Origin of the sequence: Bacillus sp. 7894-2 (genome assembly GCF_002272225.1) — a bacterium.
Taxonomy (GTDB): Bacteria; Bacillota; Bacilli; order Bacillales; family Cytobacillaceae; genus Cytobacillus.
On sequence record NZ_NPDG01000033.1, the window covers coordinates 1 to 20,351 of the forward strand.

Consider the following 20,351-nt stretch of genomic DNA (forward strand, 5'->3'; position numbering starts at 1 on the left):
TAAATAAAACGAAGTAAGCTGCAAATAGCAGACTGGATTCTGCAAAAAGAAGAACTGCATACTGATCGGAAACGGCACACATAGTAGATTTGCAAATAGAACCGTGGATTCTGCAAATAGAACGAAGTAAGCTGCAAATAGCAGGCTGCCTTGTACAAATAGAACTGGAAAATTGCAAATAGCAAGCTGATTCCTGCAAATAGACGCAAGCTTCCTGCAAATAGAGAGATCACTCCTCCCAAATAAAAAAAGCTGCAAAAGCGCATCCAGTGCTTTCGCAGCTCCCGTTTAAGGAAAATAGATATCAATCCGATTCTTATCTCTCCGCATAATATAATAATTTTGAAAGTCCTCGCCTATCAATATATTACGATACTTCTTAGAATTGATGGTTACGATCCGTTTTTTATTTTTGATAAAGTAAATCGTTCCGTGATGAACATAAATCTCATTAAAACTAATCCCATCCCGATCGATAAGTTCATCTTCATAATAGTAATTTAAAATAACATGCCGGTTCTTATAATCACACAAAATGGTCAGGTCCCTCACTTGTTTTTCCATACCCTCAAAACATACCCCCCGCATCCGCATTGGTCGATAAATTGAGAGTCCACTTTATTTCCGAAGTATAGGAGCAGTGCTTCAGTTAGGTAGTTATCGGGATTTCCTAACTCAGCTGGTGTGACTATATTGACATAATACCCTTTAGCTGTCTGGCTTACTGCCGCCATCGCATCGTTGATCAGAAGCTCCAAATCACTAGTGTAATTACCATGCTCAAGTGAAATAGACCAGTTCTTTTCCATATTAGCACCTCAATTCAGCTTAATTATAAATTAACTTATTGGAAAAAATTGTGAGGTGTATCACTGTTCAAGTGTTTTTTCGTGGATACGGTGTCTTTTATTTCTTTTAAAAGAAAGGTTCATCCTGGTGAGAATTCTTGAAGCAGTATAGGGGGATGGGATATGTGTGAATGAGCGGAATTCCGAGTTGGTAATTGCCGGCTTAATAAGCCGGAAGTAGTCTTGGACCGCAGCTTCATGTGCTGACGAAGAGGAGAATAAACACATTGGGCAGTGCCATTTCCCCCAATGGAATATCATCGGAAGGGAAGTGCATTTAGGACAGCTGACACCAGTCAGAATTTCTTCAGCTGAGACATTGAAGTGCTCGAGAATCTCGGATTGTACAGGGGTATGTTTTTTTAACAAAGTCCGGCATAGCTTCCGAATCTCCTTAGAATCAGTTTTTTCCTGAGGGTACTTATTTTCAATGCCATTCATTTTGGATAAAAGGTGATGAGAGTGTAATACTTTCTTAGATATTTGCAGCGGATCTGTCTCTGCCTTAATTATGGTGGAAGGATGGCTGATTACAACTAAAAAATCAAGAGGAATGCGAGGAAATCCATTAAGATCAAGCCAGTTTCTAAACTGGTTCGTCTGATGCCAGGCTTGTGAAATGGGGTCTGGAAATCCTTCTTCTTTGTCGTTTTGGATGCGGATGACCTGCTGGAAATGAGGGTTGAAAATCAAGGTGCCTGTCCAATTTTTAACTTCCAATATGAGTCCGAAATTTGCTGTGAGCAGCAATGCATCGATTTGAAAAAATTGCGATCCGTTTGATAACCGCAAATCATGAAATAACCAATACTTTTTAGGTTCCAGAAAGCTTAAGTAATAAAATAATCTTTCTTCTCCCTTAAATCCCGCGCTTCTCTTTTTATATTCTGAGATCACTTTCTCACGTGAGGGGTGCTGTTCGGGGATTCTTCTTACCAACGCTTCAAGCTGGAGGTTTATTTCGGGGACTTTCAGACTTTTACTAATCAAGTATAGCTCTCCTTTCTGTGTTTACATAGTTATTTTCGATATAAATGTCTATATACCTCTTTTTAGATGGGAGTCTATTTGCAAGTTTTCGTGCTCTATTTGCAGATTCTCCACCTTTATTAGCCGCGGGCACTTCCACGGTTTCTCTATTTGCAGGAAGCAGGTAGCTATTTGCAATTTTCCAGTTCTATTTGCGCAAAATCCCCTTCTATTTGCAAAATCACTCATCTATTTGCAACCTTCCCCACTCAATTTGCAAAGTTCACAATCGACAAATTTCGGGTAGTGCCTATCACCAAGGGGCGAGGGGACAAAAGTTATTCAATGGAAACCCGGATTGATCCCAATCCCGTTAAAGATTTATTCCGGCTGGATGAAGTGCCTTTTACAATAGGTGCAATATCAGCATTTTCATTGTCCATGCATATACTAATAGCAATCAAATGATTCCATATAAGGTCGGAATCATTGTCATAAAACGGAGTTGAAAAAATGAGCAGAATAGAAGAATTTATTAAAAATGAAGGCCATGTCTTTCCAGGCAAAACATATGCAGAAGAACTGCTAATGCCCGTTTTTAATGATCAGCGTGACTATCTGTTCCATGTCATGTTCGATATCCACCGGGCACATGTGATCATGCTGGCAGAACAGGGAATCATTCCGGAAGATGAAGCAAGAACCATGCTCGAAGGTATTAATAAAGTGGCAATGTCAGACACCGGCTCATTATCCTATCAGCCACAATTTGAAGATCTCTTCTTTATGATGGAAGCGAAAATAGGAGAAGAGATCGGTGATGAACTGGCCGGAAAAATCCATATTGCCCGGAGCCGGAATGATATGGGGATCGCTATGTACAGGCTGGTCCTGAGAGAACACCTGCTTCAGCTTTTGGGCAGTGCCTATCAGCTTAGTGAGGCATTGCTTGAGCAGGCGGATGAGCATAAAGAGACCTATATGACCGGGTATACCCATACACAGCCGGCCCAGCCGACCACGTTGGGGCATTACCTGCTGGCTGTTTATGATGTCCTTCAAAGGGATATCAACCGGCTGTGGGCAGCCTATAAAACCGTAAACAAATCCTCTCTTGGCGCAGCGGCCCTTACAACGACCGGCTTCCCGATTTGCAGGGACCGGACGCGCGAGCTGCTGGGTTTTGAAGGAATTATTGAAAACTCGTACGACTCGATTGCAGGAGCCGATTATCTGCTGGAGACCTCATCCGCCCTGATGACCTGCATGGTGAACACCGGCCGGTGGATCCAGGATTTCCTTCAGCATGTAACAAGGGAGTTTGGCACCTTCCAAGTGGCAGATCCTTACGTACAGGTGAGCAGCATTATGCCGCAGAAGAGGAACCCGGTTTCCATTGAGCATTCCAGATCCATTGCCAGCAGTGCCTATGGCGAGGCATATGCAGCCATGAACATGGTCCATAACACACCATTCGGCGATATCGTCGATACAGAAGATGATTTGCAACCCCATCTGTATCGTGCTTTTACGAATGCGAATCGGGTATTAAAGCTGATGTACGCCGTAATTGCTACATTAAAGGTCAATAAAGACCATGCGAAAGAAATGGCCAAAAAATCGTGCATCACGATCACAGAATTAGCCGACACCCTGGCAAGAGACTACAGCATCCCATTCCGGAAAGCCCACTCCATTGCCAGCTATATTTCAAAACAAACGGTGAAGGATCAGAAAGAGCTGTGCGACTGGAAAGTAGAGGATGTAAATGAAGTCATTCAGGGATATGTTCCCGTTTCCCTGTCAGAGGAAGAGTGGAGGAAAATCATTTCTCCTGAATACTTTGTGCAGATCCGCAGCCTCCAGGGAGGACCGAATCCGGATGAGGTCTCGAGAATGATCAAGCACCGGAATGAAACCCTCACAGGGGACCTGCTCAGCTATGAGGGGACTGTGAGAGGGCTTAAGGAGAAGCGGGAGAATTTGATTAATTTTAGGTTTTAACTAATTTTTTTAAAATGAATTCATCCCAATCATAAATAATAGGCACCTTCTGTATTCAATACAAAGGTGCCATTTTAACTGCTATTGATCGCTGAATAACAGATTCCCATAAAGCTTATAACTTCTTCTTCGTTCTAGATTGAAAAAAGCTAACAGCTTCCAAAATAAATAATTTCTCCTGCTCACTCAGCATTGTCCAGTTTCCAGCTTTTATTTTCATTAGTAAGCCCTCCTCGATTTTTATTCTCTCGTGACAAGGACATAGTTGTAAAATTCTTACTTAACTATACCGCCTTTCTGGCCACTTGAAACAACAAAAGTTTTTGCAAATTCCGACACTTATTTTTGTAAAATAAAGACTAACCATCAGGAAAAATGGGCTCTCGAAGGTCTTTTGCTATAATTTGAGCCGTACTTGGACCCATTTCTCCACAATTCTACCTATTTCCCAATATTTTGATTTTAAGTTAAAATAAAAGAATAATAGATAATTTTTTTGGGGGATACTTTATGGGCTATCGGGTACCGCTGCTTAGAGGGTTAAAGGAACCTTATATGATTTCACATCAGCTGAGAAAAGAGGAGAGACTATCAGGTTTATGGAAGCAGATTCTGCTGGTCATGCTGCTGAGTGCACTGATATTTGGACTCAGTGCTTACTTTGGCATTGGGAGTGAGCAGACATCAAAAAGTCTGACTGATATGTCCAGAAGCGAGTATGAGCTGTACAAGCTGTTCTTTGGCGGCGGACAAATCGTTTATAGCATCATCTATGCGGCCATGATAATTTTTCTGCCATCCCTGTTATTTTGGACACTGGTAGACGTTGAATATCAAAAATTGATCAGCATTCAGCTGATGGTTATGCTGATTCTCTTAATGGAAAAGGCAATAAACATTCCACTCTTTTTATTTCTTGGATTAAACAGTGAATCATCCATATTTTCATTCGGCGTCATTGTTCAGGCAGCTTCATTTCCGGATCTGTTGATCTACACGTTTTCTGCCATTACACTTTTCAAAATTTGGACAGTTGTCCTGCAATATAAGTACTTAAAAGCCGTTTCCGAAAGAAGCCCGCGCTTCCTGATATTCATGCTGATCGGAACGCATCTGTTTTTCGTGATTGTCTCAGCTTTACTCTCATCCATTCAATTGGAAAAGTTAATTTAAGTGAGGGATCTTCTATGACGTGGAAAGTGAGATTGCTGGTTATCGGTGGGACACTGTTCCTGGCTTGCAATATTGCGCTGATTTTTTGGAAAAGCGATAAGATCAGCAGAACCTACTATATCGATGAATGGACGGCCGTGAAAAAACAGGATCTTCTTGAGACTATGCCGGCAAAGGGGGTATTGACTCCAAAGGAAGAGCAGCACTTATACTATGAAAATACAACAGGCACATTTAAGTCCTTTCTTGTAGAAAAAGGGGACGAGGTCCAGCCGGGGACAGGCTTATTCGAATACTCACCGGATGACATAGCCTTGACGAAGGAAAATTTTCAGATCGAAAAAGAAAAACTGGAACGTGAACAAATTAGCATAGAAAGTCATATCAGAGATTTGGAAAGCACGCAGAGAACGCTTGCTCTAACACCTGCAGAAGAAGATGAACCCAATCCAAACGCATATATGATTCAAACAATTGAACGGGATATCGAAGAAAAGGAACTGCAAATCAGCAGGCTTGAAAGTGAAATCCAAAAGTATGATGATATGATTTATGCCGCGGATGAGAGTCTGTCTAATCTGACGGTTGAAAGTGAAATAGCGGGAACGGTCAAAAGCATTAAGAATGACCTCACAAATCCGGTTGTAACCATAATCTCAAACGAGCAAAAGGTCGAAGGGGTTTTTACAGAGCAGGAAATTCATAAGGCAACAGAGGGAATGAAAGTATATATCATCCCAAAAGGCAGCAACAAAAAAATAGACGGAACCCTTGAAAAAATCTTAAACTATCCAACATCAGAACCACATGCGGAAACTGAAAGCCGCTATGAGTTTACGATTGCTATGAACGAAACACCTGAGTTCGAAAGCTTCCATGGAGAGCACGTCGATTTGCGGATTGTAACGAATGAAGTGGAGAATACCCTGACGATCCCGGCCCAAGCGGTGAAAAGGGAGAAAAAAGGCGCGTATACATATGCAATTCAGCAAAACGGCCGCCTTGAAAGGAAGGTAATAGAAACAGGGCTGAAAATTGGACAGACCCAGGAAGTGAAGGAAGGGGTGGAGAAGGGGGAACTTGTTCTTCTCGACAGACCGCCATTTCTCAAAAGCGGATTTCCATTCGCCACACCAATGGAACCCGCAAAGCTTAAAAAGAAAGACGTAAAGGATTTAAGAAAGAAAGACATGCTGAAATACGCAGCAAGAGGCTTTCTTTCCAGATAGAAAACCAGCAGCCATATTGCTGCTGGTATTTTTATTAATAATATGAATCTTCCTGACCAGATCCAGCCCTGAAGAGAATGCCAAAAAGCAGAAGAACAGTGGTAATCACCCACACAAACATAAAAATTGAGCCAATTGCAAAAAAGTTGCTGGCATAGCCTATGCTTTTTTCGGTATAGACAATATACACAAGAGGTACGGCATTCAAAAGGAAAAAAACGATAATCGCAGCCAACTTGCCCGGCGTCTGATGATGGAATTTGGAATAAATTAAAAGAAGACTCATTAATAATAAAGATAAGGACAAAAATGTAATAATGCCTACGATATTCATTGGATCTCCTCCTTTTGACCCCGCTACTTATAGTATTCTTCGAAATATATGTATATTCCTTCCAAAATATGAAAAAAGACACCTGTAAATAGGTGTCCTAGTAAAATCTCTTGAATCCATCAAAATGTTTCTTCCAATACGAATTATCCAGACTGGAGATTTCAACGCCTGATGAGCCGGCATGGATAAATTTATTGTTTCCTACATAGAAGCCTAAGTGAGAAATGCCTTTCTTATATGTATTCTCAAAAAATACTAAATCGCCAGGCTGTGGCGTATTCACGTAAAAGGAACGGCTGTAGTATCCTTCAGAAGAGTAGCGTGCCATTTTGGAGCCTGTCTGCTTAAGAACGTAATAGATGAATCCACTGCAGTCAAAGCCTGAAGGAGTTTGGCCACCCCATTGATAAGGGACACCAACATGCTTTTGGGCTTCCGCTAAAACCGAGGATCCTGTCCCATTATCTGTTTGCTCGTTATTGCCGGGCTTCCCGCTGGAAACCGATTCATTTGAATCCTTGGTTGCACTTAAGTTAAGCTTTTGTCCAATCAGGATTAAATCAGAACTTAATTTATTCCACTCTTTAATCTGTTGAACAGTAGTCTTATACTTAGAAGCAATGCCGCCAAGAGTATCCCCTTTTTTAACTACATATACCTCTGAGCTGCCGCCATTTGCAGGGCTTGAAGGTGCAGGTGCTGAACCTGCCTGCTCTCCGGTATCTCCTGAGGTATTACCAGCAGGCTTTGAAACCTTAAAGACTTGTCCAGGATAGATCAAGTGTGTGCTAAGGCCATTCCAGCTCATTAAATCTTTTAAACTAATATTATGACTCAAGGCAATTTTAGATAGAGTATCCCCGCTTTTAACGGTATAGGTTTTGGCTGTATTAGCTGGTGCAGGTGCTGTGGTACCGCCGGATGGCTGATTGGATTCAGGCTTCTCTGCTGCCCCTGGTATTTCAAGTTTTTGATTGATTGATAGTAAATCGGAACTTAAATTATTGGCTTTTTTAATATCAGTAACAGTCGTTTTGTATTTAATAGACAGATGAAACAGGGTATCCCCTTTTTTTACTGTATATGTATCAGCGGAAGCCTGAGAGGCAAAGGCAGAAGAAAGCATTGCAGCAGCAGCAATTGTAACCATCTGTTTTTTCACTTTTCCGAATCACTCCTTGGACGTATTTTTGTACCATTTTATCACATATATCGTCCAAAAAGATCATTTTTTTACATGATTATACAAAAAACTAACTATTATTTTACAATAATAAAGGACTGTCGACTTGTGTCGCAGTGACTATTAAAGAATAGTGTCGAATATTGTAATTTTTCCGCGAATAAAGTCATTATATCGTTCATCCCGCTGCAGCCGAAAAATATCAAGAGCTTGCTCCATATACTTTTTCGCTAAAATAAACTGTTCTTTGAGCTCATAATTATAGCCAATATGATAATGGAGATGCCCCAATAGAAATAACTGATCCTTTTCTAAACAGCTTTCAATTGCCTCATGACAGAGCTTTGTAGAGTGTTCATAGTCCTCAATACCTGTATAGGCTTTGGCCGTGTTATAAAGGAGCCTGCTGCGGACTGTTTCATCATTTAAATAAATGATCCCTCCTAAATGATTTATGGCACGAAGGAATACATCAATAGCCTCCTTGTATCTCCCAACTTCATATAGTAAAATTCCTTTACTGTTCAAAATCTCGATTTCCTTTTCACTCCACACTTTCCCGAGTGTCAAATCGATGGCTCTATCCATATATAGGAGAGCTTCTTCAAGCAGTTGATCGACATGATATTTGTAAATCCCTTTATGCCAGAGAAGGATCTGGTAATTTCTCTTATTGGATGTAAAAAGCGGATTCCTTTCTTCCGTTTTCACAATCTCTTTTATGAGGGGGTAATCAAGCCTGCGCCTCGCTATTCTAAGCTGGTTATTAACCTCCTGTATATAATCAAGCCTCGGCGTTGTTCCATGCTCGAAAAAATAATTAATATCAACCCCTAGCTTCTGAGAGATGAAATATAAAGTAGACGCCAAAGGAAGGACATCCCCTTTTTCAATTTTGCTTATTTGCGCCTGAGTACATATATCCTTAGCAAGATCCTTTTGAGAAAAGCCTGCTGATTTTCTTAACTCTCTTATTTTTTTTCCTATAGCAGAAAAGTCCAAGCGATATCCTCCTGAAAAATATTCTTATAGTTATATTTACTATTAAAAACCTTTATAAACAAGAGGTTTCACTCTGAAACTAATGAAAAATGGTAAATAATCAAAGATACATAGATTTCATAATAATGTTTTAATAAAAATGTGAAGTGCATTTAGGCAATAACCCTATTTGCAACTAATGGAACATCCTTTTAAATCTCCAATTTTAGCCGTTTCCCATAGCAGGAAGCGGTTCTTTTTATTTTTTAATTGGAAAAATATTGTCAAATAACCAAAAAAGAAATAGAATAATGTCATAGTATTGATAGGAAAATAGGAGGGGTAAAAAAGTTGTTGGATAATGAAGGTCATAAGACAATAAATGCACTTTTTTTGGAGATGCTTACTAAGGTATATGAAATTGGTGTTGGGGAAAAAGAAATGAGCGTTAATAAGCTTCTATCAGAGATTGAAAATGACTTGAGAAAAATAGTGGGTAATTAAACGCAGAAACCATTAAATAGACTAATAATGTTAGATTAACCCTCTATTAGCAGGGTTTTTATTTTGCATAAAATTATTGCTGAACGGATGACAGTGAAGAATCTGATTTTAGGAAAAAAGAGATTACAAATTTTTTATTAATAAAAGGATATTTGCTGGAACTATCGAATATATATATTGGAACATCCAATGCATCGCCTAAAACTGATTGTGTTCCTGTACACGCCTTAATCTTTATTAAACGTTATTATACTTTTTGTGGTAAAATAATACTATTAATCATACTAAGTGAGGGAAAGCTGATGAATTTAAGTGAGTATTTAATTGGCGACAGCTTACAATCTTTTCGTCAGTATAAAGGGTTAAGTGTTAAGGAGCTGGCAGAGGGCATATGTTCTGAGGATGATCTTATTTCTTTTGAAAGAGAGAAAGCGTATCCAAGTCTGGAAACACTGAACCAATTAGCAAATAAAATGAATATTGATCTTACGTACTTCTTTAATATTGCCTCGAAATCCACCATAAATTATTCTACAGCTGTTATGCAAATTATTAATAAGCACAAGCGGAATTGGAATTATCAGGCCATATACGAGATTGTGCAAAAGGAACTGGATAATCCCATTTTTCAGCCTGTCATGCTGAAGCAATTCTTAATCTGGCATCAGGGAATCTGTGTTTTTTATCTTGAGAAGGATTTCGATAAAGCGATCCAAATATTGCATGCTGCCTTAGATCTTACCAATGAAAAAAGGGTAAACTTATCGGAAAGAGAAGTCGAAATATTAGCAAGTATCGCTATTTTATATAAAGATAAAAATTATTACCAGGAAGCCATCGCGATGTTCAAAAAGGCACTTAATGATTTGGAAAAGCTGCCGCATATTCTTGAGAGCAGAGGGAAAGTCAGGATTTTGTTTGGTTTATCTCAAGCTTTGACAGAGGTAGGGGCATACCAGGAATCCCTCGTATATTGCCAAAAGGGAATTGATATCTGCATCCATGAAGAAATCCAATATTTGTTTGCCAATTTACATTATCAAACTGGAGAGAATTATATAAAACTAGGCAATAAAGAAAACGGAGTAGAGTTTCTTCAAAAAGCCATTTATATCCTGAGACTGCAAAAAAATGATAAATTCATCCAAATTGTCGAATCGGAAATGGAAAAATTGCTCAATAAATGTTAATATATAAATAATTCAATAAATTATGAAGAGAAAGGAGTCAATGTCTTGAAAAAATTAATTTTAGCCGGAGCATTGGCGTTAGGGGTAATTGGAGCTGGAGCATCCTTTGCGGGGAACCAGGAGGCAGGAATTCCGTCAGAGCATAGTGTTGTCAAACCTGTAGAGTTGGCCGGCATTCCATCAGAACACAGTGTTGGCAAAACGATTGAGTTAGCCGGTATCCCTTCAGAACATAGTCCTGCATTTTCTACAATGGGTATTCCATCAGAGCATTAAAATTAATTTACACATGAAGCGGGGGATATCCCCGTTTTTTTTTTGGGGTTTTGTCATTATGCCTACCATAATATAAAAAATGTCTCCACGCTAAAAATTCCATTCACATCTTTACTGCTAGTTAACGGAAAAAGAAAACCCTTCCATAACTTCTACATAATCATAGTAAAACGCGAAAAAAACAAGTAAAATAAATGGGTAAAGGTTTATACGGGATCATGTAAATATACAGTAAATCTGCCTCAGTTTATATTGTTAAAAAGCTGAATTGAATATAAGTTTTGGTTCCCGGTGAAAAATGAGTATGTGCAAGGAACTCAACACCCTAAATTTCACAAGGTTAATAAGTTGCGAAAACAATAAATATATCTTCATATCCAAACATAAAACAAAGAATTATTGTCTGTTTGGTGTGGGTATGTTACTATTACAATATGAATAAAAGAAATAGGTGATGATATATGGTCTCTTCATTCCAATCAGAAACACCTTGGATAGGTAATGAAAGACAGGCACAGTTAATTGCACTCGTTGATGATCTTGGAATGATCCGCGTTGCAGATATGAGCAAGCGATTTGGCGTTACGGAAGAAACAATCCGCAGAGATTTAGAGAGACTTGAGAAAGAAGGCTTTCTTTCAAGAGTACATGGCGGGGCTGTTTCAATAAAAAAATCAGGTTCTGAAATACCTGTTTTAAAAAGGGAACAGACAAATATAGAGGAAAAACGTTCCATTGCCATGAAAGCAGCATCCTTTGTTGAGGATGGAGATATTATCGGCATCGATTCCAGTACAACGGCTTTACAAATGGCCAAGTTTATAAAGGATAAAGAAATAACGGTCATTACAAACTCGATTGCTGTCACATTAGAGCTGGCAAGCCAGCCAGGGATTACGGTGATAACTGTCGGGGGGTATTTATTAGAGGATTCGCTGTCTTTCGTTGGCGTTTCATCACAAAAGGTTATAGAAGATTATCATTTAGATAAGTTTTTCTTCTCTTGTACCGGATTTGATGTAAAGAGAGGGATCAGTGAGGTCCATGAGATGCAGGCGCAAATCAAGAAACAGTTCATTTCGATTTCTGATCAGCTGTTTTTATTAGCCGATTACAGTAAATATGGAACAAAGTCACTGGTTAGCATTGAAAATTTAAGAAATCTTGATTACCTAATTACAGATGATAAGATGGCTGTTAATGATGTAAGAAGTATTAGGAATATAGGAATCAATACAATTGTAGCTGATTGAGTGAACACAGATCCAAAGTATGGGTCTGTGTTTTTTTGTGGGAAAAACAACAAAATTCTATAGTTATACGGCGGTTTGAAGAAGGATATACATAAAAAATAATGTCCAAATGGTCCATTCTTTACAAAAGCGGTTACAATTATAAAAAAACAAAATAATTCAACTCTTAAATGTTTGATTATAAAAAAATAAAACAAAAAAATGTTGAAAAACAAATATGTCTAAATTATAATAAAAATCAAATAAGGTGGTGGGCAATTTTGGATAACAAATATGTTTTTGGGATTGACTTCGGTACAGAGTCTGCAAGAGCCATTTTAGTAAATGTCCATAATGGTACAATTGTCTCATCTTCAGTTTCACGATATCCACATGGCGTAATCACGGAGCGATTGCCGGGAACTGAGATAAAGCTGAAAGCACAATGGGCATTGCAGAACCCCAATGACTATTTACATACTTTAAGAGAAACAGTGATTGAATGTTTGAAAGTGTCAGAAATAAAAAGAGAAGATGTCATTGGCATAGGAGTAGATTTTACAGCAAGTACGATTATGCCTATAAATGAAAGTGGGATTCCCCTTTGTTTATGCCCGGAATACAAGGATAATCCACATAGCTGGGTAAAGCTGTGGAAGCACCACGCGGCAGACAAAGAAGCAGCACTTATAAATGGCCGGGGGACAGAGAGAAACGAATCCTTCCTTAATAGATATGGCGGAGAAGTATCGGAAGAATGGATGTTCCCTAAAATGCTTCAAGTTTTAAACGAAGCACCCGAGGTGTATGAAGCTGCTGATCGGTTTATCGAAGCTGGGGACTGGATCACCATGCAGCTGATTGGCTCAGATAAGCGCAGCTCTTGCATGGCCGGGTATAAAGGCAGCTGGAGTAAAAAGGAAGGCTACCCCTCAAACGAATTTTTGAAAACGCTTCACCCGGGTTTTGAACAGGTCGTACAAGAGAAGCTAACTTCTGATATCTATCCTGTTGGATCAAGGGCCGGATTTTTAACAGACAAGTTCGCAGCAGAACTTGGCCTGACTGAGAAGACAGCAGTAGCCGTTGGAATCATTGATGCGCATGCAGCCGTTATAGGAGCAGGTGTTGACTCACCTCGAAAAATGGTTATGGCCATGGGAACCTCGATTTGCCACATGTGCATAGATAAAGAAGAACGCTTTGTTCCCGGAATTAGCGGCGTAGTAGAGGATGGGATTTTGCCAGGCTATTATGCATACGAGGCAGGGCAAAGTGCCGGTGGGGATTCATTAGCCTGGTTCATCGATAATTGTGTCCCGGATTCCCTTGCAAAAGAGGCTGAATCCGCTGGCATCTCTCTGTATCAGTTAATGGAAGAAAAAGCATCCCTGCTAATGCCGGGAGAGCACGGACTTGTGGCTCTTGATTGGTGGAATGGGAATCGTCTCTTAAAAGATCCAAACCTTACGGGAACCATTGTAGGATTGACACTCGGGACTAAACCCGAACATATATATAGGGCTCTGCTGGAATCTCTGGCTTTCGGTGCCAGAAAAATTCTTCACACGTTCGATGAAAGCGGTATCAGTATTAAAGATTTATACGCGTGCGGTGGTTTAGCAGAGAAGAATAAATTACTGATGCAATTGTTCGCAGATATTACCGGCAGAAATGTACATGTTGTTACAGTGCCTAATACATGTGCAATGGGAGCGGCCGTGCTCGGAGCTGTAGCTGCTGGCAAAGAGCGGGGCGGATGGGATTCAATCAACGAGGCCATCAATGAAATGCTTCATTATGATAGTGAATTATATAAGCCAAACGCTGAATATAGAAACATCTATAACCAGCTATTTGAAGTTTATGAACAGCTTCATCAAGCGTTCTCACAAGAAAACTCACCAGTAAAGACTCTTATCGATATCCAGAAGAATCTTGATGCAAAAAAGGAGGCGGTAAAGAAATGACATTAATTGGACCTTCACTTATGTGTGCCGATATGGGAAATCTCCAGGATTCAGTAACCAGGCTGGATAGGGCCGGAGTCGACTTCTTTCATTTGGATGTAATGGATGGAAAGTTTGTGCCTAATTTTACAATGGGGCCGGACTTAATAAGAAAAATCAGAGAGTATACGAGAAAACCCTTTGATGTCCATTTAATGATTGAAAAGCCGGAAGATTACTTAGATCTATTTATTGACGCTGGAGCGGATATGATTTCAGTACATACAGAGGCAACAGATCACCTCCAGAGAACACTGCAGAAAATCAGAGATAAGGGTTTAAAAGCAGGTGTAGCTTTGAATCCATCTACCCCAGTTTCTGAAATTGAATATGTGCTTGATGTAATCGATTATATTACAATCATGACCGTAAATCCTGGATTTGCCGGCCAGAAATTCGTTCCGCTTATGAATAAAAAGATTAATAGAATTAGGCAGTTAATTGCTGAAGAAGGCTATCAGGTGGATATACAGGCTGATGGAAATATTGGGTACCATACCATTCCTGATGTGATAGGAAATGGGGCAAACATGCTTGTTCTTGGAACTTCCTGCTTATTCAGGAATGATATTCCACTTGAGGGTGCGGTAAAGAAGCTGAGGACTTTTTTGAGTGAACAAGAAGCTGGAATAAATACATGATGGCGAGGTGGCTTAATTGGCTGAAATAACGGTTGTCGGAAGCATCAATATTGATATTGTGGCATTAACCGACCATTACCCAAATCGTGGTGAAACGATATTTGGCAAGAAAATGGAGCTGCTTCCTGGAGGGAAGGGCGCTAATCAGGCGACAGCCTGTGCAAGACTAGGAAAAACGGTAAATATGATTGGTTCCATTGGCCAGGATACCTATGGAGATATCTTATTGGATTCCTTAAAGACAAGCAAAGTGGATGTTTCTTATATTAAGCGAGTAAAGGATGAGTCTACAGGCTGTGCCATTATTACTATAGATAAGACAGCGGAGAACACGATGCTTGTATTGAAAGGCGCCAATGACGCCTTATCTGTCCCGGACATTGAAAACGCCTTCGATAAAATCAACAAGAGCAAAGTATTGTTGGTCCAAATGGAGATACCTGAAAAAGTGGTGATCCAGTCCATGATTGAAGCCAGGAAAAAAGGCATGTTCGTCATATTGGATCCAGCGCCAGCAGAGGGGATCACTGTTCGTGCACTTGAATACGCAGATCTCATCATTCCTAATCGCCAGGAAACCAAACAATTAACCGGAATCGATGTAACGGATATTGAGACGGCAAATAAAGCGGCAAAGTACTTTGAACATATGGGTGTAAAGAAATCAATTATTAAAATGGCCGATAAAGGCTCATTGGTTTATGAGAGTGGAAAATCTACTTATATTGAATCGATTCCTGTCAAGGCTGTAGATACGGTTGGTGCAGGTGATTCATTTGCCGGTGCGCTGGCCTGCGCGATAGCGGACGGACAGGATCTAGTATCAGCAGCAGAATTCGCAACTATCGTAGGCGCAATGAAAGTAACAAGGCTTGGCGCGCAGACAGGAATACCAACACTCGATGAAGTGAACCAATTCTGCAAGGAAAGAAAAATCAGCCACTATATGTCGGAGAGCCGGAAAACATCTTCTGCTTGAGCTGCCAGATGAAAGGAGGATATACATGTCTGACTATCTATTAAAAATGACCCGCATTAGCAAGACCTTCCCTGGTGTTAAAGCCCTGGATGACGTAACCTTGGAAGTCAAGCCAGGTGAAGTGCATGCATTAATTGGGGAAAATGGAGCTGGAAAGTCTACCTTGATTAAGATTTTATCAGGTATCTATCAGCCTGACACTGGAGCGGAGTTCTATTTCGAAGGCAAGAAAGCCGAAATAAATAAGCCAATAGATGCCACGCTAAAGGGTATTTCAATCATCTATCAGGATTTAAGCCTATTTCCAAATCTATCGGTGGCAGAAAACATCTATATTGGAAGAGATAGCACAAGCAGACCGTGGAAAAAAATAAATTGGAAATCAGCTGAAGAAATTGCAAGAAAGGCTTTGAAAGAGCTTGATGTAGAAATTGATATTCATCTTCCTGTAGAAAAGCTCAGTATTGCACAGCAGCAATTGATTGAGATTGCCAGAGCCTTAGCGTTCGAGTCGAAGCTCATCGTAATGGATGAACCTACTTCATCCCTATCAAGCGGAGAAGTAGAGAAGCTATATAAAGTAATTAATGATTTGAAAAGCAGGGGAATTTCAATCATATTTGTCAGCCACAAGCTGAAAGAACTATTCACAGTCTCTGACCGGTTCACAGTTCTAAGGGACGGAAAGTATGTGGGCACTTATGAAAGCAGTGATTTGGATGAAGACCGTTTGATCAACTTAATGGTTGGAAGAACCGTTTTGTATGAAAAGAATCAATCCAGACAAATCGCGGGTGAAACGATATTTGAAGTTGAAGGTCTTTCAAAAGACGGAAATTTCAAAGACATTTCTTTCGAATTGAAAAAAGGGGAAGTATTAGGGATTACAGGGTTGGTCGGTTCAGGAAGAACCGAATTGGCACAGGCTATTTTTGGAGTGAATAAACCTTATCAAGGGACCATCAAAATTAATGGGAAACCAGTTTCCATTAAATCCAGTGAAGATGCTATGAAGAAAGGCATTGCTTATATTCCGGAAAGCCGAAAAACTCAGGGGTTAATTCTGGGGCAGTCCATCATTAAAAATATTACTTTACCAATCTTAAAAACACTTAGAAATAAATTGGGACTAATTAATCGCAAGAAGGAAATTGAACTTGCCAATGATTATGTAAAGACCCTTGATGTACGCCCGGCTCTTCCTGAAAGGGCTGCAGGTGATCTATCCGGAGGTAACCAGCAAAAAGTCGTTATCTCAAAGTGGCTTTCAACGAATCCTGACATTTTAATCATTGATGAGCCGACAAATGGTATTGATATTGGTGCAAAAACAGAAATTCACAAGCTTCTTCGCAAACTGGCTGCAGAAGGAATGGGTGTTATTGTCATATCTTCAGAGCTTCCTGAGGTATTGGCAGTCAGTGACCGTGTGTTAGTCATGAGACACGGCCGGGTTGCGGGAGAACTTAGCATTGAAGAGGCTACACAGGAATCTATCATGAACCTGGCACTTCTTGGGTCAGGAAATACGAACAGGAATAAAGAGCAAGCATCATTTGTTCCAAACCAGGAGGTGCAAATGTGATTAACTCGATACTGAAATCAAAGGAAATGAGCATTGCAGGGATCGTGCTTTTACTTTGCATTATCTTAACGATCATGAGCCCGGCATTTTTAAGCCCAGGGAATCTACTGGATATTTTAAAAGGAAATGCTGTATTGGGAATCTTGGCTGTAGGTATGACGCTCATTATTATTACAGGTGGTATTGATGTTTCTGTTGCAGCTGTGACAAGTGCAGTTTGGGTCATAATTGGAAAACTGCTGGTATTAATGCCAGATAGTCCGGTTGCTATTTTACTATTATTTATTATTGCACCATTAATCGGTGTTTTCTTTGGAGCTATTAATGGCTTTCTAGTTTCCCGGATTCAGATACCGGCAATTGTCGTGACACTTGGAACGATGAGTATGATTAACGGGATCGTCTTGTATATCACGAATGGACAGTATCTGAATAGCACAAGTTTCCCAAGCATATTTTTGAAGTTTGCTAACTTCAATATATTTGGGGTATCGATTTTAACTATTCTATTTATTGTTATTGCAGTTTTCACCTGGTTTGTTCTCAAATATACCGTCATCGGGCGTGAAGTTCTGGCGATTGGCGGAAATAAAGAATCAGCTATCCGGGTTGGAATCAATTTTGATAAAGTGCAAATTTTTGTTTTCTCTTATATGGGCTTTTTGGCAGGTATTGCTGCCATTGCCCAGCTATCTTATACAAAAGCAGTAGACCCGAATGGAATGCTCGGATTTGAATTGACTGTAATCGCAGCCGTTGTACTCGGCGGAGCCAATATTATGGGGGGAAGAGGTTCTATTGTTGGCACTTTCCTCGGAGTGTTATTGCTGGCAATCATGGAAAACGGTTTAATTCTGGCAAGAATCGACACGTTTTGGCAACAGGTGGTAATTGGCATAGTTATCCTATTGGCAGTTTCATTTGATCATATCCAATATAAGAGGGCTAAAAATAAGATGGCCCGGATCGAAGTGGAAGCATAGAGAGGAGGGAATGAAATGAAATCGCTATCAAAGGAACAAGTACTGGGAATTATTGCAGTGGGACTTATAGTCTTGATGAGTTTATTGGCACCGGGATTTCTATCATCCAACAACATTAGTAATATGATGTTCCAGCTGCCTGAATTTGGGCTAATTGCACTAGGGATGATGGTTGTTATTATTACGGGAGGAATAGATCTTTCCATTACCTATGTAGCAGCATTATCAGGTGTAACAATTGCCATGATGCAAATGAACGGTTATTCCATGCTTGTAGCGATCATTGCTGGGATTGCGGTCGGACTGGCATGCGGATCATTAAATGGCTTCATCGTTTCAAAAATCGGAGTTTCACCTATTCTAGTAACATTAGGAACGATGGTTTTGTTCGAAGGGATTATATTAAGCGTGACAAAAGGCAGGTCTATCTCAGGCTTCAGTGAGTCTTACAGTCTGATTGGAAATGGTTATTATATGGGGATCATTCCTTTGTCGATGCTGATCTTTATTATTGTAGCTATTTTAACTGGTGTTCTCTTGACTAAGACAGGATGGGGAAGAAGTGTATATATGGTTGGAAGCAACCCGGTTGCCACTTTATTCTCAGGAATCAATAACAGCAGAGTGCTGATGAAAGTCTATCTTTTTGCAGCATTACTGGCAACGCTCTCTTCCATCATCATGACTTCCAGATATAATACAGCAAAAGTTGACTTGGGATCTTCCTATCTTCTGCAAAGTGTGGCTGCTGCGGTTCTTGGAGGAACAGACATCCAGGGCGGCTATGGAAAAGTTATTGGAACCGTTTATGCAGTGATCATATTTCAAGTACTATCCAATGGCTTGAATTTAATGGGTGTTCCAAGGGCCATTGTTGGAGTGATTACGGGTGCGATTCTCATTCTCGTGCTTGTGGTTAACTTTATTAAAGCAAAAGCAGATGAAAAGAAACAAAAGAAGCAGCAAGAGGCTGCAGCAGCATAAAGGAATTGGGTGCCATCTGACATAGTCAGATAACCATATATGGAAAAGATCAAAAGGGGGAAGAAACGATGAAAAAGTTTTTTGTATCGATGCTAACGATGATTTTAGCAATCGGCCTTCTGGCTGGCTGTGTGTCACAAGAGAGTGCGGGATCCAAAAGTGAAGGATCAGGCAAAAAAAGCGGCGGTGACGATGAGCTTACCATTGCAGTGGTTCCTAAACTTGTAGGGATCCCTTATTTCAATGCATCTGAAAAGGGAGTAATTAAAGCAGGCGAAGAGTTAGGCGTTAAAGTCATTTATACTGGGCCGACTGAAGCAGATGCTGCGCAGCAGGTTAAAGTCATTGAAGACTTAATCAGCCAAAATGTTGATGTTATCGCAGTAGCTCCAAATGACCCGGCATCTTTAACACCTGTCTTAAAGAAAGCAAAAGAACAAGGTATCACGGTAATGGACTGGGATACTCCAGCGGATCAATCAGTAGTAGAATTATCAGTCCACCAAATCGACGATGAGGGTTACGGACGTCATATCGCGAAGTCTCTAGTTGAGCAAATGGGAACAGAGGAAGGCGAAATTGCCATCTTGACCGGCGGTCTTTCTGCAGCTAACCTAAACTCTTGGATCGATGGTGCCAAGAAAGAGCTTGAAGAGAACTATCCAAATATCAAACTAGTTACAGATATTATTCCTACTGATGAAAAACAGCCTGTTGCATACCAAAAGACGCTTGATTTAATTAAAGCATATCCTGATTTAAAGGGTATTATGGCTTTCTCTACTATTGCTCCAATTGGTGCAGCGCAAGCTGTTCAGGAAAAAGGGCTTCAAGATAAGATTTCAGTAGTTGGAACGGCTCTTCCAAATGATTCTAAGCCATTCCTTGAAGATGGATCATTAGATGTAGCGATTCTTTGGGAGCCAGACAAATTAGGTTACTTAACAGTTGCTCTTGCTAAAGATCTGGCAGAAGGCAAGAATCCTGAAAATGGCCAAGATGTACCTGGTGTTGGAAAAATTGAAGTTTGGGATGATAACAAAACAATTATCATGGGACCTCCAACAGACTTTACAGCTGAAAATGCAGGAGATTTTGATTTCTAATAACGGATAAAAACAAGGGGTGTCCTAGCTTTTGGGGATGCCCCTTTTTTAAACACTTTATATTTGACCCTTCCTTTCCTGAAAATACATGTCCTTCGCCCAATCAGCGAAGGATATATAATGTAGTGGAAATATGATATA

21 protein-coding genes are annotated in these 20,351 nt (G+C 40.0%); 14 read left to right on the plus strand and 7 right to left on the minus strand.

Annotated features, from left to right (window positions below):
* The 4 genes from CHI10_RS22540 to CHI10_RS05575 all read right to left on the minus strand — a co-directional run.
* Nucleotides 1–258 (minus strand): hypothetical protein (locus CHI10_RS22540; RefSeq protein ID WP_218831295.1); only part of this gene is annotated, 258 nt, incomplete at its 3' end.
* Nucleotides 259–288: 30 nt separating this feature from the next.
* Entirely contained in the window at nt 289–564 is a 276-nt protein-coding gene (locus CHI10_RS05565; protein WP_048009162.1) for a hypothetical protein, read from the minus strand.
* Complete coding sequence (locus CHI10_RS05570) at nt 549–809, minus strand: CGCGG family putative rSAM-modified RiPP protein (protein ID WP_048009161.1); 261 nt, start codon at nt 807–809, stop codon at nt 549–551. The genes CHI10_RS05565 and CHI10_RS05570 overlap by 16 nt, the downstream gene beginning before the upstream one ends.
* Nucleotides 810–869: 60 nt before the next feature.
* The gene (locus CHI10_RS05575) at nt 870–1,838 is read right to left on the minus strand and encodes a nuclease-related domain-containing protein (RefSeq protein ID WP_095243326.1); all 969 of its coding nucleotides are present in this window, start codon (nt 1,836–1,838) and stop codon (nt 870–872) included.
* 492 nt (nt 1,839–2,330) lie between these two features.
* Here CHI10_RS05575 and argH point away from each other — a divergent pair, with 492 nt between their 5' ends.
* From argH to CHI10_RS05595, 3 genes are all read left to right on the plus strand, one after another.
* A complete protein-coding gene (gene argH, locus CHI10_RS05585; RefSeq protein ID WP_095243328.1) occupies nt 2,331–3,821 on the plus strand; it encodes an argininosuccinate lyase in 1,491 nt (496 codons plus the stop codon).
* Nucleotides 3,822–4,331: 510 nt separating this feature from the next.
* On the plus strand, nt 4,332–4,994 hold the full coding sequence (locus CHI10_RS05590) for a hypothetical protein (RefSeq protein ID WP_095243329.1): 663 nt from the start codon (nt 4,332–4,334) through the stop codon (nt 4,992–4,994).
* Between the two features lie 14 nt (nt 4,995–5,008).
* A complete protein-coding gene (locus tag CHI10_RS05595; protein ID WP_095243330.1) occupies nt 5,009–6,223 on the plus strand; it encodes an efflux RND transporter periplasmic adaptor subunit in 1,215 nt (404 codons plus the stop codon).
* Nucleotides 6,224–6,257: 34 nt separating this feature from the next.
* Here the strand turns inward: CHI10_RS05595 and CHI10_RS05600 are convergent, their stop codons facing one another.
* The 3 genes from CHI10_RS05600 to CHI10_RS05610 form a co-directional block, all read right to left on the minus strand.
* On the minus strand, nt 6,258–6,557 hold the full coding sequence (locus CHI10_RS05600) for a hypothetical protein (protein ID WP_095243331.1): 300 nt from the start codon (nt 6,555–6,557) through the stop codon (nt 6,258–6,260).
* Nucleotides 6,558–6,654: 97 nt separating this feature from the next.
* Complete coding sequence (locus CHI10_RS05605; RefSeq protein WP_095243332.1) at nt 6,655–7,719, minus strand: C40 family peptidase; 1,065 nt, start codon at nt 7,717–7,719, stop codon at nt 6,655–6,657.
* Between the two features lie 144 nt (nt 7,720–7,863).
* Nucleotides 7,864–8,742, minus strand: coding sequence for a helix-turn-helix domain-containing protein (locus tag CHI10_RS05610; RefSeq protein ID WP_095243333.1), 879 nt, complete (start codon nt 8,740–8,742; stop codon nt 7,864–7,866).
* Between the two features lie 330 nt (nt 8,743–9,072).
* Here CHI10_RS05610 and CHI10_RS22240 point away from each other — a divergent pair, with 330 nt between their 5' ends.
* The 11 genes from CHI10_RS22240 to CHI10_RS05660 all read left to right on the plus strand — a co-directional run bounded on the left by CHI10_RS22240 (nt 9,073) and on the right by CHI10_RS05660 (nt 20,210).
* Nucleotides 9,073–9,225, plus strand: a complete 153-nt coding sequence (locus CHI10_RS22240; protein WP_179288962.1) for a YwzD family small protein — start codon at nt 9,073–9,075, stop codon at nt 9,223–9,225.
* A gap of 302 nt (nt 9,226–9,527) precedes the next feature.
* Nucleotides 9,528–10,415, plus strand: coding sequence for a helix-turn-helix domain-containing protein (locus CHI10_RS05615; RefSeq protein ID WP_095243334.1), 888 nt, complete (start codon nt 9,528–9,530; stop codon nt 10,413–10,415).
* A gap of 45 nt (nt 10,416–10,460) precedes the next feature.
* Entirely contained in the window at nt 10,461–10,691 is a 231-nt protein-coding gene (locus tag CHI10_RS05620) for a hypothetical protein (protein ID WP_095243335.1), read from the plus strand.
* A gap of 461 nt (nt 10,692–11,152) precedes the next feature.
* On the plus strand, nt 11,153–11,944 hold the full coding sequence (locus tag CHI10_RS05625) for a DeoR/GlpR family DNA-binding transcription regulator (RefSeq protein WP_095243336.1): 792 nt from the start codon (nt 11,153–11,155) through the stop codon (nt 11,942–11,944).
* A 260-nt stretch (nt 11,945–12,204) separates the two neighbouring features.
* Complete coding sequence (locus tag CHI10_RS05630; protein WP_218831296.1) at nt 12,205–13,893, plus strand: ribulokinase; 1,689 nt, start codon at nt 12,205–12,207, stop codon at nt 13,891–13,893.
* Entirely contained in the window at nt 13,890–14,573 is a 684-nt protein-coding gene (gene rpe, locus CHI10_RS05635) for a ribulose-phosphate 3-epimerase (protein WP_095243338.1), read from the plus strand. The genes CHI10_RS05630 and rpe overlap by 4 nt, the downstream gene beginning before the upstream one ends.
* Before the next feature lie 16 nt (nt 14,574–14,589).
* Nucleotides 14,590–15,552, plus strand: coding sequence for a ribokinase (gene rbsK / locus CHI10_RS05640; RefSeq protein ID WP_095243339.1), 963 nt, complete (start codon nt 14,590–14,592; stop codon nt 15,550–15,552).
* Between the two features lie 25 nt (nt 15,553–15,577).
* Entirely contained in the window at nt 15,578–17,137 is a 1,560-nt protein-coding gene (locus CHI10_RS05645) for a sugar ABC transporter ATP-binding protein (protein ID WP_095243340.1), read from the plus strand.
* The gene (locus CHI10_RS05650; protein ID WP_095243341.1) at nt 17,134–18,120 is read left to right on the plus strand and encodes an ABC transporter permease; all 987 of its coding nucleotides are present in this window, start codon (nt 17,134–17,136) and stop codon (nt 18,118–18,120) included. Before CHI10_RS05645 ends, CHI10_RS05650 begins: the two co-directional genes overlap by 4 nt.
* Nucleotides 18,121–18,135: 15 nt before the next feature.
* Entirely contained in the window at nt 18,136–19,104 is a 969-nt protein-coding gene (locus CHI10_RS05655; RefSeq protein ID WP_095243342.1) for an ABC transporter permease, read from the plus strand.
* Between the two features lie 68 nt (nt 19,105–19,172).
* A complete protein-coding gene (locus CHI10_RS05660) occupies nt 19,173–20,210 on the plus strand; it encodes an autoinducer 2 ABC transporter substrate-binding protein (RefSeq protein ID WP_095243343.1) in 1,038 nt (345 codons plus the stop codon).
* Nucleotides 20,211–20,351: the final 141 nt, after the last annotated feature.

Coding starts and splice junctions, on each gene's coding strand:
- CHI10_RS05645 (WP_095243340.1), top strand. CDS start 15,578: ATGTCTGACTATCTATTAAAAATGACCCGCATTAGCAAGACCTTCCCT.
- CHI10_RS05565 (WP_048009162.1), bottom strand. CDS start 564: ATGGAAAAACAAGTGAGGGACCTGACCATTTTGTGTGATTATAAGAAC.
- CHI10_RS05660 (WP_095243343.1), top strand. CDS start 19,173: ATGAAAAAGTTTTTTGTATCGATGCTAACGATGATTTTAGCAATCGGC.
- CHI10_RS05600 (WP_095243331.1), bottom strand. CDS start 6,557: ATGAATATCGTAGGCATTATTACATTTTTGTCCTTATCTTTATTATTA.
- CHI10_RS05590 (WP_095243329.1), top strand. CDS start 4,332: ATGGGCTATCGGGTACCGCTGCTTAGAGGGTTAAAGGAACCTTATATG.
- CHI10_RS05655 (WP_095243342.1), top strand. CDS start 18,136: ATGAAATCGCTATCAAAGGAACAAGTACTGGGAATTATTGCAGTGGGA.
- CHI10_RS05615 (WP_095243334.1), top strand. CDS start 9,528: ATGAATTTAAGTGAGTATTTAATTGGCGACAGCTTACAATCTTTTCGT.
- rpe (WP_095243338.1), top strand. CDS start 13,890: ATGACATTAATTGGACCTTCACTTATGTGTGCCGATATGGGAAATCTC.
- CHI10_RS05625 (WP_095243336.1), top strand. CDS start 11,153: ATGGTCTCTTCATTCCAATCAGAAACACCTTGGATAGGTAATGAAAGA.
- CHI10_RS05570 (WP_048009161.1), bottom strand. CDS start 809: ATGGAAAAGAACTGGTCTATTTCACTTGAGCATGGTAATTACACTAGT.
- CHI10_RS05595 (WP_095243330.1), top strand. CDS start 5,009: ATGACGTGGAAAGTGAGATTGCTGGTTATCGGTGGGACACTGTTCCTG.
- argH (WP_095243328.1), top strand. CDS start 2,331: ATGAGCAGAATAGAAGAATTTATTAAAAATGAAGGCCATGTCTTTCCA.